Source organism: Streptomyces sp. NBC_01408 (assembly GCF_026340255.1).
In the GTDB taxonomy this organism is placed as follows: Bacteria; Actinomycetota; Actinomycetes; order Streptomycetales; family Streptomycetaceae; genus Streptomyces.
Genome location: NZ_JAPEPJ010000002.1, coordinates 735,502 through 751,343, shown reverse-complemented (window position 1 = coordinate 751,343; position 15,842 = coordinate 735,502). Strand labels below are relative to the sequence as shown.

Here is a 15,842-nt window from a genome sequence, read left to right as displayed (position 1 = left end):
AGGAGCCCGCATGACCGACGAAGACCTCCCCCTCCTCGCCGCATCCGTCCGCCAGCCCGAGGGCACCCCAGACCGGCTGCGCCGGCAGATCGAGTTCGTCATCGAGGTGGACCGGCTCAAGAACGTCTTCCGGCAGAGCCCGCTGCTGGCCGCGGACCGCAAGGAGAACGACGCCGAGCACTCGTGGCACCTGGCACTGATGACCCTGGTGCTCGCGGAGCACGCGGACGAACCCGTCGACACCAGCAAGGTCCTCGCCCTGGTCCTCGTACACGACCTGGTGGAGATCTACGCGGGGGACACCTTCCTCTACGACACCGTGGGCGCCGCCGATCAGGAGGCGAGGGAACAGCGCGCCGCGGACAAGCTCTTCGCGCTGCTCCCCGCCGACCAGCAGGAGCACTTCCGGGCCCTGTGGGACGAGTTCGAGGCGCGCCTCACCCCGGAGGCCCGCTTCGCCAAGGCCATGGACCGGCTCCAGCCGCTGCTGCTCAACTACGGTAACCAGGGCGGCACATGGCGCACCCCGGGGGTCACCGAGGACGTGGTGCTCGCCCGCAAGTCCGTGATCAAGGACGCCTCCGCGGACCTCTGGGACTACGCCCAGAGCCTGATCCGCACCGGCGCGGACCGGGGCTGGGTACCCCGTGACCACACCGGCGCCTGACGGTCCGGACCGGGCCGGCCGACAGCCGGCCCGCGCCCGGGCGCCACGGTCACACGCCGTGATCGCGGCTGGCCGGCGGGCCTGAAATACACTGACCCGGTGACTGAGAACTCCTTGCCGCCCTGTCCTGAATGCTCCGGTGCCTACGCCTACGAGATGGGCGCCCTCCTCGTCTGCCCCGAGTGCGGACACGAGTGGCAGCCCGCCGCCTCCGACGTGTCCGGCGAAGCCTCCGGAGAGAGGGTGGTCAAGGACTCGGTCGGCAACGTGCTCGCCGACGGCGACACCGTGACGGTCGTCAAGGGTCTGAAGGTCAAGGGCAGCGCGAGCGGCATCAAGGCGGGCACCAAGGTGCGCAACATCCGCCTGGTCGACGGGGTCGACGGCCACGACATCGACTGCAAGATCGAGGGCTTCGGCGCCATGCAACTCAAGTCCAGCGTGGTCCGGAAGGTCTGACCGCGGGGTCTGACCGGCCGGTCCGACCTTCGGTCCGACCTTCGGTCCGACCGGCGGGACGGGCTGCCGGGTGGGCCAGTGGGGTGGGCAGCGGGGCCGGGCCGCCCGATCGGGCGGTGGGCTCCGGCTGCCGGGCGGGTGTGCGGGCGCGCACGCGGGCCCGAAACCCAGTTCGTCAGCGCCGTGCGGCCAGGGCCGCACGTCCGGGTGGTTGTTCCGCGCCCGGGCCCTTTTCGGCGTCCCGGGCGCAGCCGGACCGCAAGAGTTGCCCCATGATCATCGACCCGCCCCCCGTGCCCGGCTCCTCCGACGAGCCCGCCCCGGCGCCCGCTCGCCGGCCCTCCCGCCGTACTGTCATCGCCGGCGCGGCCGCCGTCGCCGGAGCCGGTGCGCTGACGGTCGCCGCCGCTTCCGCCGAGAGCTCGCAGGCCACCCCCGGCGCCTCACCCGCCGACTGGGACACCTGCCTGACCATCGCGCGGGCCATCCTCGTACGGGACGACGAGGACCAGCCGCTGGTGCCGCGCTACGCGGACATCCTCCTGAAGAACGGCCTCCCCAGGACCCGCGGCGCCCGCAAGAAGGTGCTGATCATCGGCGCCGGGCCGGCCGGGCTCGCCGCGGCCCACCTGCTCCACCAGGCCGGCCACCAGGTGACCGTGATCGAGGCCAACGGCAACCGGGTGGGCGGCCGGATCAAGACCTTCCGGACCGGCGGACACGAGAAGTCCCCCGCGCCCTTCGCCGACCCGAAGCAGTACGCCGAGGCCGGCGCCATGCGCATCCCCGACAGCCACCCGCTGGTCACCGGACTGATGGACGGCCTCGGCCTCAAGCGGCGGCGCTTCCACCTGGTCGACGTCGACGGGTCCGGCCGCCCCGCCTACCGCACCTGGATCTACGTCAACGGCATCCGGGTCCGCCGCGCCGACTACGCCCGCAGCCCGCAGGCCCTCAACCGCTCCTTCGGGGTGCCGGCGGCCTACGAGTCCGTGCCCGCCGCGCAGATCGTGCGCAATGCCTTCGCCCCCGTCCGCAAGGAGATCGAGGGCAAGAAGGACAGGGAACTCGTCGAGGGCTGGGGCCGGGTCGTCCAGCGCTACGGCCACATGTCGATGTACCGCTTCCTGACCGAGGAGGCCAAGCTCGACGAGCGGACCGTCGACCTCGTCGGAACCGTCGAGAACCTCACCTCCCGCCTGCACCTCGCCTTCATCCACAGCTTCATCGGGGCCTCGCTGATCAGCCCCGACACCGCCTTCTACGAACTGCCCGACGGCACGGCCACCCTGGCCGACGCGCTCTACGCCCGCGTCAAGGACCTGGTCCGGCTCGACCGCCGCGCCACCCGGATCACGCACGGCGAGGGCCAGGTCACCGTCGACACCGTCTCGGAGGGCCGCGGCGGCGCCGTCGTGCGGACCGAGACCTTCACCGGCGACAGCGCGATCATCACCGTCCCCTTCTCCGGACTGCGCCACATCCCGGTCACCCCCGCGCTCTCCTACGGCAAGCGGCGCGCGATCACCGAACTGCACTACGACGCCGCCACCAAGGTGCTGCTGGAATTCAGCCGCCGCTGGTGGGAGTTCGACGAGGCCGACTGGAAGCGCGAGCTGGAAGCCGTACAGCCCGGCCTGTACCGGAAGTACCAGCTCGGGCAGACCCCGGGCGACGGCTCCCTGCTCGGCGCCCACACCTCCGTGCCCAGGGGCCACGTCTCCGCCTCCCAGCGCGCCCACTACGCCGCCTGCCGCCGCGTCACCCGAGACCAGCCCGAGGCGGCCGGGGTCATCGGAGGCGGTTCGGCGACCGACAACCCCAACCGCTTCATGTTCCAGCCCTCCTACCCCGTCGAGGGCAGCCGGGGCGGGGTGATCCTCGCCTCCTACAGCTGGGCGGACGACGCCCTGAAGTGGGACTCCTTCGACGACGCGGAGCGCTACCCCCGCGCGCTCGCCGGACTCCAGGAGGTGTTCGGGCAGCGCGTCGAGGTGTTCTACACCGGGGTCGGACGCACCCAGTCCTGGATGCGCGACCCGTACGCCTACGGAGAGGCCTCCGTGCTGCTGCCCGGCCAGCACACCGAGCTCTTCCCGCACGTCCGCCAGCCCGAGGGGAGCCTGCACTTCGCCGGCTGCCACACCTCGATCAAGCCGGCCTGGATCGAAGGGGCCCTGGAATCAGCGGTGCGGACCGCACTGGAGGTCCACTCCGGCTCGTAGCCCTACGAGGACCCGCCCGCCGGGAGCCGACCGCCCGCGCCCCGCCCCTCCCCTCCCCGAGGAGGGGCGGCGCCGTCAGCTCTCGGCGAGCACGATCAGCCAGTCCCCCTCGGCGAAACGAATCCGCTGCCGCTTGTCGGGATTGATCCGCACACCGTACGCGGGGCCCGTGGCGGCCTCCGCCCGCAACCGGTAGCCGACGGCGCAGGCGCGGCGGCGCCGGGCCGAGGCGACGACGGTGGCGAAGGTGACCTCGGTCCCGGCCCGGACGTAGTCCGTGACCGGCTTCAGGTACAGCTCGTGCCCCTCAGCCCTGAACAGCTCCTCGAAGACGGCGGCGAGGTAGTGGCTCTCCGAGATCTGCGTCATCAGGAGACTGATCAGCCGCCCGCTGACGATGAAGTCGGCGCCGTCCCGAGCGGGCGCGAGCAGCCGGTTGCCGTCGTCGGACATCTCGGTGGTGAGCGTGAGTTCCCGGTGCGCGGCCTGCCCGATCGCCCGCAGGTGCAGCAGCGTGACCAGCGTCCTGTCGTCGGCCTCCGTCTCCGCTGCCGCCTCCGTCGGCGGGGCGGGGAGCGCCGCGGCCGCGCCCGTCTCCGTAGCCGTGCGGCCCGTCTCGCCGATGACGACGACACTGTCGTACGAGGGCACGTCCAGCTTCTTCAGCACCTGGGGATCGGTGATGTCCCCGCTGTGGAAGGCCACTTCGAGCCGCCGTCGGCCCGCCGCGACCTCGCGGGCGGTGTGCGCCGTCGCCTCGTCGCCGTGGGCCACGACGTCCAGGGTGGTTCCGGGGCTCACGTACTCGTCGAGCTGTTCCAGGATGAGCGGGGCGCGGCGGTTCCAGCCGAGGAGGAGCAGGCGTTCGGGGACGGGGGTCCGGGGGACGGCCGTGACGATCGCGTCCTCGTCGACGTAGGAGGCGGCGTCCGCCGGTACGGCCGTGTCGTCGTCCTGCGAGATGACGATGATCCGGTCGCTCGCGCCGATGGCCGTACCGGGGTCCGGGTTGAGGGCGACGCCTCCGTCGGCGCGCAGCAGGCCGACCACCGAGGAGGTGGCGAAGGACAGCAGGGCCTCACCGAAGGTCCGCCCCGCGAGAGCCCCGGCGGCGGCGGTGTAGAACTCGTCCCCTTCGAAGTCCAGCAGTTCCTGGTACACCAGCGAGAGGCCGGGCTGGCGGGCGGTCTGCACGAGGAGCCGGGCGACGATGTCGTCGACGCACAGCACGTGTCCTCCCGGTCCGGCCGCCAGCCGCGCGGTGGCGTGGTTGCGGGCGTCGCGGACGGCGGCGACCACCACCACCGTCCCGGCGGCCCCGGGGACGGCCGCGTCGAGGGCGAGGAGGGTCTTCACCACGTGGGCGTCACCGGTCTCCCCGCCGGGAGGCAGGACGAGTACCGCCTTCGCGGTCTGCGGACTCACCCGGGCCAGCTCCACGGGGTCGGTGGTGCGGCCGGTACGGCAGACGATCCGGGTCCTGCCGGTGTCGGTGACGTGGGTGGAGATCTCCTCCTCCATCGCCACCTTGTCCATCGGCGCGAGGACGGCGACGGCCGACCGGCGCTGGTTGGCATGGGCGGCGACCAGCTCCCCGATCACGGGGAAGACCTGGTCGGACCATCCCAGGACGACGGTGTGCCGCCGCTCCACCACAGTGGAGTGGCCGAGGCGGAGGGCCATGATGCGCCGGTTGATGCCGGTGGTGATCAGGCTGACCAGCACCGACACGAACAGCAGGGCGACCAGGGCGAGGGCCACGGAGGCGAGGACGTACAGGGGCGGCCCGACCGCGCCCCCGATCTTGAGCGTCTGGCCGACGCTGACCCACACCGCCGTGAGTCGGCCGGACAGGGTGTTCGGGGCCGTGCGGTCGGCCCAGACGAGGACCGTGCTCGCCGGGACGACGACGGCGAGGCAGGCCAGCGCCAGCCAGCCGATCAGCGCGGTGGTGCCCCCGGCCACCAGATGGTCGAACCAGTACCGCAGGCGCAGCCGGAGGGTCGTCCTGTGCTGCCCCGCCATTGCCAGCTCCCGAGCCTGAGAACACGCGTCCACGGACGGCTGCCCGCCGTCCCAGGCCCACGTTAGGCAATCCCCGAGGGCACACCCGGCCAAGGACCCACGCCCTCACCCGTAGGTATGAACGATCCGCGGGGGAGCGAAGGGCGAAGGGCGAAGAGCAGGGAGCAGGGAGCGGGGACAGGGGGCTGGGCGCTGGAGCCCGCCGGTCAGGCCGCGGGGCTCCAGGTGATCACCGGCGGGCGCACCGCGCCGCAGAGCGGCATGCCGCAGGAGTCGGTCAGGCCGAGGCTCCCGGAGGCGCTGCCCAGCTCCAGGACCGGTGCGGGGAGGTCGTCGAAGAACACCTTGATCCGGCGGAACATCCCGAAGGGCCCGCCGGGCGGCAGTTCGCCCCAGGTGAGGTAGAAGAACCGGGCTCCGCGGCGGCCCTGGACATGGGGTCCGCGGAAATCGAGGGTCCCGTCCGGTGCGGTGGTCCTCGTGACGGTGAACTCCCAGACGGCCTCCGCCGCGTCTCCCGGAGCAAGACCTTCCGGCTCGCGTCCCCGCTGGACGCCGACATGTACGTGCTGGTGGGGTCCGCACGTGAGCCCGGGCAGATCCCGGCCGGTGACGCGGAGGGAGAGGGAGGACATGCGCCCAGCCTACGAGGCCGGGCGGCAGGGGCGGCCTCTCCAAGGTCCGGTCCCAGCCGCCCGCGCCCGCGCCCGCGCCCCCGCCCGCGGCGACGGCGTCCGAGGCGTGAACTCGTGCGTTCTGAGCCTGCCCCAAAATCGGTTACACGTGTAATCTACGGGGGCGCCGCAGGGGTCGCGGTGCGCCGGTCCCGGGTGCGCTGGGAGCGCCCGGGACCGGTGGGGGACCGGCGCAAGCCGCCCCGGGACGACGCCCCGCGGCCCGCGCGGGCGGTCCACACGCAGTGCGAAGCTCGTAGGAGAAACCGATGGCACACACTCCGGCGGCCCGGCCGCGCGTCCTCACCGCTCCGGACGGCACGCCGTTCCGCGATCTCAACGGCAACGGCGTCATGGAGCCGTACGAAGACCCCGGCCTCCCCGTGGCCGAGCGGGTCGCGGACCTCCTCCAGCGCATGACGCCGGAGGAGAAGGCGGGCCTCCTGTTCCAGACCATGGTCGCCATCAACCCGGACGGCTCCCTGGTCGAACCGGAGCCGGGCGCGCCCGACGACGACCCGATGCGCGCCTCCACCTCCGCGATGGTGACCGGCAAGCTGATGAACCACTTCAACCTGTTCGGGGCGGCGGCGCCGCGCCGCATGGCCGAGTGGAACAACCGCCTCCAGGACCTCGCCGCCACGACGCGCCTCGGGATCCCGGTGACCATATCCACCGACCCCCGCAACGGATTCGTCGACAACCCCGCAGCGAGCGTGCACACCGAGGGCTTCTCCCTGTGGCCCGAACCGCCCGGCCTGGCCGCCGTCGGCGACGAGGAACTCGTGCGCGCACACGCCGACATCGTCCGCCAGGAGTACCTCGCGGTCGGCATCCGCCTCGCCCTCCACCCGACGGCCGACCTGGCCACCGAGCCCCGCTGGCCACGGGTCCTGGGCACCTTCGGCTCCGACGCCGAAGTCGCCGCCCGCATGGTCGGCGCGTACGTCCGGGGCCTCCAGGGCGAGACGCTCGGCACCCGCAGCGTCTCGGCCATGACCAAGCACTTCCCCGGAGCCGGACCGCAGCTGAACGGCGAGGACGCGCACTTCCCGTACGGGCGCGAACAGGTCTACCCCGGCGGTAACTTCGACTACCACCTGATCCCCTTCGAGGCCGCCTTCGCCGCGGGCACCTCGCAGGTCATGCCCTACTACGCCATGCCCGTCGGCACGCCCTACGACGAGGTCGGCTTCGGCTTCAACAAGGGCGTCGTCACCGGACTGCTCCGCGAGAAGTACGGATTCGACGGCATCGTCTGCACCGACTGGGGCCTGGTCACCGACACGCAGATCTTCGGAGCGCCCTTCCCCGCACGCGCCTGGGGCGTGGAGGACCTCGACCGGCTCACCCGGGTGGAACGCATCCTCGACGCCGGAGCCGACCAGCTCGGTGGCGAGGCCGCCCCCGACCTCGTCGTGGAACTCGTCCGCACCGGCCGGGTGACGGCCGAGCGCGTCGACGCCTCCGTCAGCCGCCTGCTGCGGGAGAAGTTCGTACTCGGCCTCTTCGACGATCCCTACGTGGACCCCGATGCCGCCGCCCGGATCTGCGGGAGCCCCGAGTTCACCGCGGCCGGCCTCGCCGCCCAGAGCCGCTCGATCACCGTCCTCAAGGACCGCCCCGCCGGCGCCCCGGCACCGCTGCTGCCGCTCGCGCCCGGGACCCTGGTCTACACCGAGGGCATCGACCGGGCCGTCGCCGCCCAGTACGCGACCGTCGTGGAGACACCGCAGGAGGCCGAGGTCGCGGTGCTGCGCATCGCGGCCCCGTACGACAAGGAGCGCACGGCCGGCTTCGAGTCGTTCTTCCGGGCGGGCCGCCTCGACTTCACCGAGGACGAGCTGCGCCCCGTACTCGACGTCGCCTCCGCCGTTCCGACCGTCGTCGACATCTTCCTGGACCGGGCGGCGGTCATACCCGAGATCGCGGACCGGGCGGCGGCCCTCGTGGCCGACTTCGGCGCCTCGGACACCGCCCTGCTGGACGTGCTCTTCGGCCGGGTGAAGGCCGGAGGGAGGCTGCCGTTCGAACTCGCCCGCTCGATGGAGAGCGTCGTCGCCGGGCACGAGGACGTGCCCGACGACTCCGGAGACCCGCTCTTCCCCTACGGTCACGGCCTCCGGCTCGGCTGACCCCGGCGCCGCCGGAGCGCCGCCGCTCTAGTGACCTGCACCTGGACAGCGTCCCGCAGGCCCGGCTCGATAGGATCGCGACCGCATACGACGGAAGGCGATCATGGCGGACAGTCCCATTCGGCCCAGCTCCCTGATCAACACGGTGTACGGGGCGTTCCTGCGCCGCCTCGGCGGGTGGATCTCCGTCGCCGACCTGATCACCCTGATGTCCGAACTGGACGTCGACGGCCCGGCGGCGCGCTCGGCGATCTCCCGGCTCAAGAAGAAGGGCGTACTCGAACCGGAGCGCCGCGGCGCCACGGGCTACCGGCTCAGTCAGGCCGCGCAGCCCGTCTTCCACGAGGGCGACCGGCGGATCTTCGGCAGCCTGGAGCCGGCGAAGCTCAGTGACGGCTGGGCGATGGCCGTCTTCTCCGTACCGGAGTCCGAGCGCTCGTACCGCTACCAGCTGCGCACCCGGCTGACCTGGCTGGGATTCGGGAACATCGCCCCGGGTGTGTGGCTGGCACCCGGCAGGCTCCTGGGCGACGCCCGCGACATGCTCGTCCGGCGCGGGCTCAGCGAGTACGTGCACCTGTTCGCCGCGGACTACGCGGCCTTCAGCGACCTGCCCGAAACGGTCAGCTCGTGGTGGGACTTCCCGGCGATCCAGGAGCAGTACGCCACCTTCAGCCGGGCGTACGCACCCGTCGCCGCGGAACTCGCGCAGCGGCGCGACCTCGACGGCGGCGAGGCGTTCCGCCACTACGTGCCCATGCTCACCCAGTGGCGCCGACTGCCCTACCTCGACCCCGGCCTGCCCGCCGAGCTGCTCCCGGCCGACTGGAACGCGGTCGCCGCCCGCCAGACGTTCCAGCAGCTGCACGACGTACTCGCGACGCCGAGCCTGCTGCACGTCCAGCGGGTCGCCGGGCTGGCCGAGGGCGCACCGGAGGCGTAGCGCAGGCGGGACTTGCGGACACGGCCACAGCACTAGGGAGCGGACACGGCCTACGGTGTCGCCGGGTGGTGCAGGCGGCGCCAGTACCCCGCTATGTCGTCGACGGCGGTGGTGACCGAGTCGAGGGCCATGGTCGTGCGGGAGTCCCGGTCGTAGCGGTCCCACCGCGGCATGGGGTGGTGGTTGGGGTCGCCGGTGCGGATGAAGGAGATCCAGGACGCGTGCACGGTCGCGGCGAGACCCTCGCGGATCCTGGGGTTCAGCCCCGTCAGGAAGGGGGCGTGCGACCACTTGTCGAAGTTGTCGAACACGAAGGGCAGCTCCAGGCAGTGCGCGGCCGCGAGTTGACCGTCGTGCGCGGGCGTCGGGAGGTTGAACTGGTAGGCCCAGACCGGACGGCCGCGGGCCGCCCGCCGCTCGGCGAGGGCCACGGCGGGCATGCGGAACAGGTCGTCGCTGATCAGGTCCATGAGCACGTCCACCGGCCGGGCGCCCGGCCGGGCCTCCTCGTACGCGGTGTAGGCCTGGGCCGCCCGATTCCCGAAGGTGTCCCGGGCCCGGGCGATCACCTGGTCCTTGGTCGCGGCGACGTACGGCTCGCTGAGCGCGAAGGCGAAGTTCGCCTCTTCCCTGGTCCAGCCGATCAGGACGTCGATGTCCGCCCCGGCACCGCTGAGCAGCAGGTCGGCGGGGTCTCGGTCCAGCGTGGCCCCGTCGATGACCGGCAGGAACGGGGTCGACCAGTAGCCCCACCGTCCGGTGCGGCCGAACATGTCGAAGGTGGCGGCGATCAGGCGCGGCCAGGGCACGGCCCGTAGTTCCGCCACGTTCTTGACGCCGAGGATGTCCAGGTAGAGGGCGGTGCGCTGGAGCGATTCGGCGCGGGTGGGGATCTTCAGCCCGAGCGGGGGGCTCTGCAGGATGGCGCGGCGGAACAGGGGGCGGCCCTTGGGCCGGGTGCCGGCCAGCGCCGCGACGGACAGGGCGCCGCCGGACTGGCCGGCGACGGTGATGTTGTCCGGGTCGCCGCCGAACGCGGCGATGTTGTCACGTACCCAGTTCAGTGCGGCGAGTTGGTCGGTGAGCCAGAAGTTCCCCCCGGCACCGTCCTCGCCGAAGTAGAGGTAACCCAGCGGGCCGAGGCGGTAGTTGACGGTCACGACGACGAGGTCGCCATCGCGTGCGAAGGTGTCGCCGGAGTAGACGGGCAGCGAGCCGGATCCGGAGATGAAGCCGCCGCCGTGGATCCACACCAGCACCGGCCGCTTGGCGGCATCGGCCCCGGGGGTCCAGACGTTGAGCGTGAGGCAGTCCTCGTCGAAGGGGGGGCGCGCCGTGGGTGCCGAGCACCTGGTCGCCCCCCTCCCGGTAGGGCTGCGGTGCGCTCGGGCCGTACGCGGTGGCATCGCGCGTGCCCTGCCAGCCGGGATGGGGCTGGGCCGGCCGCCACCGGAGGGCGCCGACCGGCGGCGCCGCGTAGGGCACGCCCTTGAAGACGGCGAGGCCTCCCTCGATGCCCCCGCGCAGCCGGCCCGCGGGCAGTCCCACGACGGGCCCGGGTTCGTCGGCCCGCGGGGCGGCCTGCGCCGCGGGTCCACCGGGGATGCCGGAGAACAGCGCGGCACCGGCCAACACGCTGCCGTTCCTGAGGACTTTGCGTCGCGTTGGATCGTCGGTCATGGTGCTTCACTCCCTGATCTGATCAAGGGCCTGCCGCCGAACCGGCATAGCGCCAAATTGACGATGGCTAGTGCTACGGCATACGCGGCGCCGGGGTCAAGGGGTGCGGCGGTCTCGGGGCCCAATATCTTGCGAACTCTTGACGGGCGTCGTAATTACGCGATAGACACGTGTCACCTCGATGCTTTCCAGCCACGCCACCCCGGGAGCGGACCTCCCCCCGGGAGCCCCCTCGGCCCCTCCCCACCCGCACCCCATCCGCAGCCCCATCCCCATCCCCATCAGCAACATCCGGTTCGCCAGGGCGGCCGGCTGACAACGTACGGAGTCTCCATGGCAGGTCGGATTCGTCCCGTTGGTCTGATCGCCGTCACGACGGGCCTCTTGCTGACCACCGCGTGCGGTGGTGCCAGCCTCGGGACCGGCGACGGCGACAAGCAGAACGGGCCCGTGAAGATCGGGCTCCTCGTCCCGCAGTCCGGGACCTACAAGGCGCTCGGCGACGACATGAAGCAGGGCTTCGAGCTCTACGTCGCGCAGCACGGCGGCAAGCTCGGCGGCCGTGACGTGGAGATCGTGGTCGCGGACGAGGGGGAGACGGCCGACTCCGGCAAGGCGGCGGCGGAGAAACTCGTCAAACAGGACCGGGTACTGGCGGTGAGCGGCGTGGTGAGCTCGGCCACCATCAACGGGGTCAAGGACCTGTTCGAGACCAGCAAGGTCCCCCTCGTCGGCTCCAACGCCTCACCGACGACCCTGACCGGTACCGAGTACATCTGGCGCACCTCGTACGTCAACGACGAGCCGGGCAAGGCGCTGGGCAAGCACGTGGCCGAGAAGGCCGGCGGTCCGGTCTTCGTGATCGCCGCGGGCTACCAGGCGGGCGAGGACGAGGTGGAGGGCTTCAAGTCCACCTTCCTCCCCGCCGGCGGAAAGATCGCGGGGGAGGAGGTCTACACGCCGTTCCCCGGAACGAAGAACTTCCAGCCCTACCTCGCGCAGATCGAGAAGTCCGGCGCGAAGGCCGTCTTCTGCTTCTACGCGGGCGGCGCCGCCGTCGACTTCGTCAAGCAGTACCGCGACTTCGGCCTCGCCGGCAAGATCCCGCTCTACGCGCCGGGCTTCCTCACCGAAGGCGGCGTGCTCAAGGGCCAGGGCGAGGCGGCCGAAGGCATCCTCACCGCGCTCAACTACGGCGCGGACCTGGACAACGCCGCCAACAAGCAGTTCGCACCGGCATACACCACCGCCTACGGCGCCGCCCCGACCACCTACGCGATGGCGTCATGGGACGCCGCGCAGGTCCTCGACAAGGCGATCAAGGCGGCGGGCGGCACGGTGACCCCCGAGACGGTCAACGCGGCCATCGCCGGGGTGGGCGAGATCGACAGCCCGCGCGGCACCTGGAAGTTCAACGCCGGCGGTACGCCCGTCCAGCCCTGGTACCTGCGCGAGGTCAAACGGGGCGCCAACACGGTCAGCTCCGAACTCGGCAGACTGGGCGGCTGACATGACCGGATGGTTGGACGGCAACTTCGTCAGCGTCATCGACGGGGTCGCCTTCGGTCTGCTGCTGTTCACGATCGCGGTCGGCCTCTCCCTGGTCTTCGGCATGATGGACGTGCTCAACCTGGCCCACGGCACCCTCTACCTCGCCGGCGCCTACGTCGCCTACGCACTGTCCGACGGAACCCTGTGGGGTCTCGTCCTCGCCCTGGCGGCGGGAGTTCTGGTGGGCACCATGGGCGGGGCCGCGCTGACGTTCCTCACCCAGCCGCTGGCCCGGCGCGGCCACCTGGACCAGGCCGTGCTGACCCTCGGCATCACCTTCATCGTCGCCGACCTCCTCGCCGCGGCCTTCGGCGGCGAGGTCCTGCCCACCGACCCGCCGACCTCCCTGAGCGGGACGGTGGACCTGCTCGGCCACGCGTACCCGGTCTACCGGCTCGTGTTCATCGGCGTCGCGGCCGGCCTCGCGCTCGCCGTGTACCTCGTCTTCGAACGCAGTTCGCTCGGAGCACTGGTACGGGCCACCGTCGCCGACCGGGACATGGTCCGCGCGCTGGGCGTCGACGTCCGCAAGGTCCTGTACGGGGTCTTCGCGTCCGGCGCGGCCCTGGCCGTGACCGGCGGTGTCCTCGGGGCGCCGATCCTGGGCCCCGGGCCGGGCGTGGACGAGACCGTGCTGGTCCTCTCGCTCGTCGTCGTGGTCGTGGGCGGCCTCGGGTCGGTGCGCGGTGCGCTCGCCGGAGCGCTCCTCATCGGGCAGGTGCAGACGCTCGGGGTGGCGCTGCTCCCGGAGTACGCCCCGTTCCTGCTCTTCGGCACCATGCTGCTCGTCCTCGTGGTCCGACCGAACGGCCTGGTCCCGTCGGCGGTGCGCACATGAGCCCCTCCGCAACCGCCCGGTCCGTGACACGGCGGCTCCCGGTGACCGCCGTCGTCGTCGGGCTCGCCCTGGCGCCCTTCGTCCTCGGCCCGTACGCCATCGGCACCCTGTCGCGGATCCTGGTGTTCGCCCTGCTCGCCATGAGCGTGAACCTGCTCACCGGCCTGACCGGACTGCCCACCCTCGGCCAGTCGGCCTACTTCGGCGTCGGCGCCTACACGGGCGCCATCGTGGCGACCAGGCTCACCGACATCGGGATCCTCCAACTCCTCCTCGCCGCCGGGGTCTCCGCGCTGGTGGCGGTGCCGACCGGATGGCTCGCCGTACGGGCCCGGGGCGTGGTCTTCCTGATGCTGACGCTCGCCATCGGCGAGATCGTCTACAGCGCCGCCGTCAACTGGAAACCGCTGACGAACGGCACCGACGGCATGTCGGGCATCCCGCCCGTCGTCCCGCTGCCCGGCATGGCCGCCCTGGAACTCGACGGGCTGGTCTACTTCTACGTCCTGGCCGTGTTCCTGCTGCTCTTCGCGGCGCTCTCCCGCCTCGGCTCGACACCGTTCGCCCTCGCCCTGCGCGGAATCCGCGACAACGAGCCGCGGATGCGGGCGATCGGCTACCCCACCCGGCGGTACGCCCTCACCGTCTACTGCGGCGCCGGGGCGCTGGCCGGCGCCGCCGGGTCCCTGTGGGTGTCGGTACAGCGTTTCGTCTCGCCCGGCGACGCCGGATTCGAGATTGCCGCGCTGGCTCTGCTGGCCGTCGTCATCGGTGGCTCCGGCTCGATGTGGGGGGCCTGCGCGGGCGCCGCGCTCGTCTGGCTCACCCGCGACTACCTGGGGAACCTCGAAGCCGTCGCCGGGCGCGGGCCGCTGCTGCTCGGACTGCTCTTCGTCATCGCCGTCTACACGCTGCCCCGCGGACTGGCCGGCGTACGGATCCCGCTGAAGCCGACCCGGAGGAGGACGGCGTGACAAATCCCCACGCACTGGAACTGCGCCGGGTGTCCCGGCACTTCGGCTCCTTCCGAGCCCTGGACGAGGTCGACCTGACGGTGCGGCCGGGCGCCCGGCACGCGGTCATCGGCCCGAACGGCGCGGGCAAGTCCACGCTGTTCGGCCTGATCTCGGGAACTCTGCCGGCCACCGCCGGAACCATCCTCGTCGACGGGCGGGACGTGACCCGGCTGCCTGTGGACCGCCGGGTCGGGCTCGGTGTCGCGGCGACGTTCCAGCACTCCAGCCTCTTCCTGCGGGAGACCGTGCTGGAGAACGTCCTGCTCGCCGTGTTGCGCCGGGCAGCGGCCGGACTCGGCGGCTGGCGCCGGGTGGGTGCCCGGAAGGCGGCGGTCGAGGAGGCGCACGCGCTGCTCGAACGGGTGGGCCTGCCCACCCGGCACGAGCTCGCGGCCGCCGCACTCTCGCACGGTGAGCGGCGCCAGCTGGAGGTCGCCGTCGCCCTCGCGACCGGCCCCCGGCTGCTGCTCCTGGACGAACCGGCCGCCGGCATGTCGCCGGCGGAGACGGCGCGACTCACCGAACTGATCGCCGCCCTGCCCCGGGAGGTGACCGTACTCCTCATCGAACACGACCTCGACATGGTCTTCGAGCTCGCCGACACCGTGACGGTCATGCACCTCGGCAGACACCTGAAGACCGGCACCCCCGACGAGGTACGGGCCTCCGCCGCGGTCCAGACCGCCTACCTCGGCACCATGGAGGTCCCCTCATGAAGCCGTTCCTCAGCATTCGCGCCCTGCGCTCCGGCTACGCCGGGGGCGTCGTCCTCGGCGGGGTCGATCTGGACCTCGACGCGGGCGGCACCCTCACCCTCCTCGGGCGCAACGGGGTCGGGAAGACCACTCTCGTATCGACCGTCATGGGGCTCGTCCGGCCCTACGGCGGCAGCGTCACCCTCGACGGCAGGGAGATCGCCGGAGCCCGCGTCGACGTGATCGCCCGCGCCGGGGTCGGCGTCGTTCCCCAGGGGCGCAGGGTCTTCGCGCCACTGACCGTGGACGAACACCTGACGATCGCCTCGCGGCGCCCGGCTCGGGGCCCCTGGACCAGGACCCGTGTCCTCGACCTCCTGCCGCGCCTGGGGGAGCGGCTCGGGCACCGCGGAGACCAGCTCTCCGGAGGGGAGCAGCAGATGCTCGCGATCGCCCGGGCCCTGCTGGGCAATCCGCGCCTGCTGCTCCTCGACGAGCCCTCCGACGGCCTGGCGCCCGCGATCGTCTCCCAAGTGGGCGAGGTGATCCGCGAGGTGAGCGCGCAGGGCATGTCGGTCGTCCTCGTCGAGCAGAACCTGGGACTGGCCCTCTCCGTCGCCCGCACCGTGGCAGTCATGCGCAAGGGCGTCATCGTCCACCAGGCGGCCAGTACGGACTTCGCCGCCCGGCCCGACGACCTGCGGCGCCTGCTGGGCGTCGACTGACCGGACGCCCGACCGGACGCCTGACTGGAAGCCCGACCGGACGCCCGCCGGGCTCCTGGCGTCCGGCAGTCCCACGCCTTGTTCCCAGTCGCCCCCGAGCAGGCGGGAGCCGATAATGGAGGCTGCCGGTAGTGATGAGCGAGGCGACATGCGCGAATCAGACAGTGGCGGTCAGGGCTCGGCCCCCGCCCCCGTCGGCGACACGGCAG

The 15,842-nt window shown here is 72.2% G+C and carries 13 protein-coding genes and 1 pseudogene; 10 read left to right on the top strand and 4 right to left on the bottom strand.

Annotated features, from left to right (window positions below):
* Window positions 1-10: 10 nt before the first annotated feature.
* From OG447_RS25570 to OG447_RS25560, 3 genes are all read left to right on the top strand, one after another.
* Window positions 11-667 carry an HD family hydrolase gene (locus OG447_RS25570; protein WP_266939606.1) on the top strand — a complete coding sequence of 219 codons (657 nt, stop codon included), beginning with the start codon at window positions 11-13 and terminating at the stop codon, window positions 665-667.
* Between the two features lie 99 nt (window positions 668-766).
* Window positions 767-1,126 (top strand): zinc ribbon domain-containing protein YjdM, encoded by a 360-nt coding sequence (locus OG447_RS25565; protein ID WP_266939605.1) that lies wholly within the window; start codon window positions 767-769, stop codon window positions 1,124-1,126.
* A 272-nt stretch (window positions 1,127-1,398) separates the two neighbouring features.
* Complete coding sequence (locus OG447_RS25560) at window positions 1,399-3,351, top strand: NAD(P)/FAD-dependent oxidoreductase (protein ID WP_266939604.1); 1,953 nt, start codon at window positions 1,399-1,401, stop codon at window positions 3,349-3,351.
* A 75-nt stretch (window positions 3,352-3,426) separates the two neighbouring features.
* Here the strand turns inward: OG447_RS25560 and OG447_RS25555 are convergent, their stop codons facing one another.
* Both OG447_RS25555 and OG447_RS25550 read right to left on the bottom strand, forming a co-directional pair.
* The gene (locus OG447_RS25555) at window positions 3,427-5,376 is read right to left on the bottom strand and encodes an NAD-binding lipoprotein (protein ID WP_266939603.1); all 1,950 of its coding nucleotides are present in this window, start codon (window positions 5,374-5,376) and stop codon (window positions 3,427-3,429) included.
* A gap of 206 nt (window positions 5,377-5,582) precedes the next feature.
* A complete protein-coding gene (locus OG447_RS25550; protein WP_266939602.1) occupies window positions 5,583-6,011 on the bottom strand; it encodes a DUF5990 family protein in 429 nt (142 codons plus the stop codon).
* Between the two features lie 308 nt (window positions 6,012-6,319).
* On the opposite strand from OG447_RS25550, the gene OG447_RS25545 reads away from it, so the two are divergent.
* Both OG447_RS25545 and OG447_RS25540 read left to right on the top strand, forming a co-directional pair.
* Window positions 6,320-8,185 (top strand): glycoside hydrolase family 3 N-terminal domain-containing protein, encoded by a 1,866-nt coding sequence (locus tag OG447_RS25545; protein ID WP_323181854.1) that lies wholly within the window; start codon window positions 6,320-6,322, stop codon window positions 8,183-8,185.
* A 103-nt stretch (window positions 8,186-8,288) separates the two neighbouring features.
* Entirely contained in the window at window positions 8,289-9,128 is an 840-nt protein-coding gene (locus tag OG447_RS25540; protein WP_266939601.1) for a PaaX family transcriptional regulator C-terminal domain-containing protein, read from the top strand.
* Between the two features lie 50 nt (window positions 9,129-9,178).
* Here the strand turns inward: OG447_RS25540 and OG447_RS25535 are convergent, their stop codons facing one another.
* A complete protein-coding gene (locus OG447_RS25535; RefSeq protein WP_266939600.1) occupies window positions 9,179-10,534 on the bottom strand; it encodes a carboxylesterase/lipase family protein in 1,356 nt (451 codons plus the stop codon).
* Window positions 10,503-10,808: pseudogene (locus OG447_RS32380) on the bottom strand (carboxylesterase family protein); the annotation flags it as partial. The gene OG447_RS25535 and the pseudogene OG447_RS32380, both read right to left, overlap by 32 nt.
* Before the next feature lie 333 nt (window positions 10,809-11,141).
* Between OG447_RS32380 and OG447_RS25530 the strand changes: the two are divergent.
* The 5 genes from OG447_RS25530 to OG447_RS25510 are packed head-to-tail and all read left to right on the top strand — an operon-like array spanning window position 11,142 to window position 15,633.
* Entirely contained in the window at window positions 11,142-12,317 is a 1,176-nt protein-coding gene (locus OG447_RS25530; protein ID WP_266939599.1) for an ABC transporter substrate-binding protein, read from the top strand.
* Window position 12,318: 1 nt separating this feature from the next.
* A complete protein-coding gene (locus OG447_RS25525) occupies window positions 12,319-13,197 on the top strand; it encodes a branched-chain amino acid ABC transporter permease (RefSeq protein WP_266939598.1) in 879 nt (292 codons plus the stop codon).
* Window positions 13,194-14,171: a branched-chain amino acid ABC transporter permease gene (locus OG447_RS25520; protein ID WP_266939597.1), complete on the top strand. Its 978-nt coding sequence runs from the start codon at window positions 13,194-13,196 to the stop codon at window positions 14,169-14,171. The genes OG447_RS25525 and OG447_RS25520 overlap by 4 nt, the downstream gene beginning before the upstream one ends.
* Window positions 14,168-14,929: an ABC transporter ATP-binding protein gene (locus OG447_RS25515; protein ID WP_266939596.1), complete on the top strand. Its 762-nt coding sequence runs from the start codon at window positions 14,168-14,170 to the stop codon at window positions 14,927-14,929. Before OG447_RS25520 ends, OG447_RS25515 begins: the two co-directional genes overlap by 4 nt.
* Entirely contained in the window at window positions 14,926-15,633 is a 708-nt protein-coding gene (locus OG447_RS25510; protein WP_266939595.1) for an ABC transporter ATP-binding protein, read from the top strand. Before OG447_RS25515 ends, OG447_RS25510 begins: the two co-directional genes overlap by 4 nt.
* The last annotated feature ends 209 nt before the right edge of the window (window positions 15,634-15,842 follow it).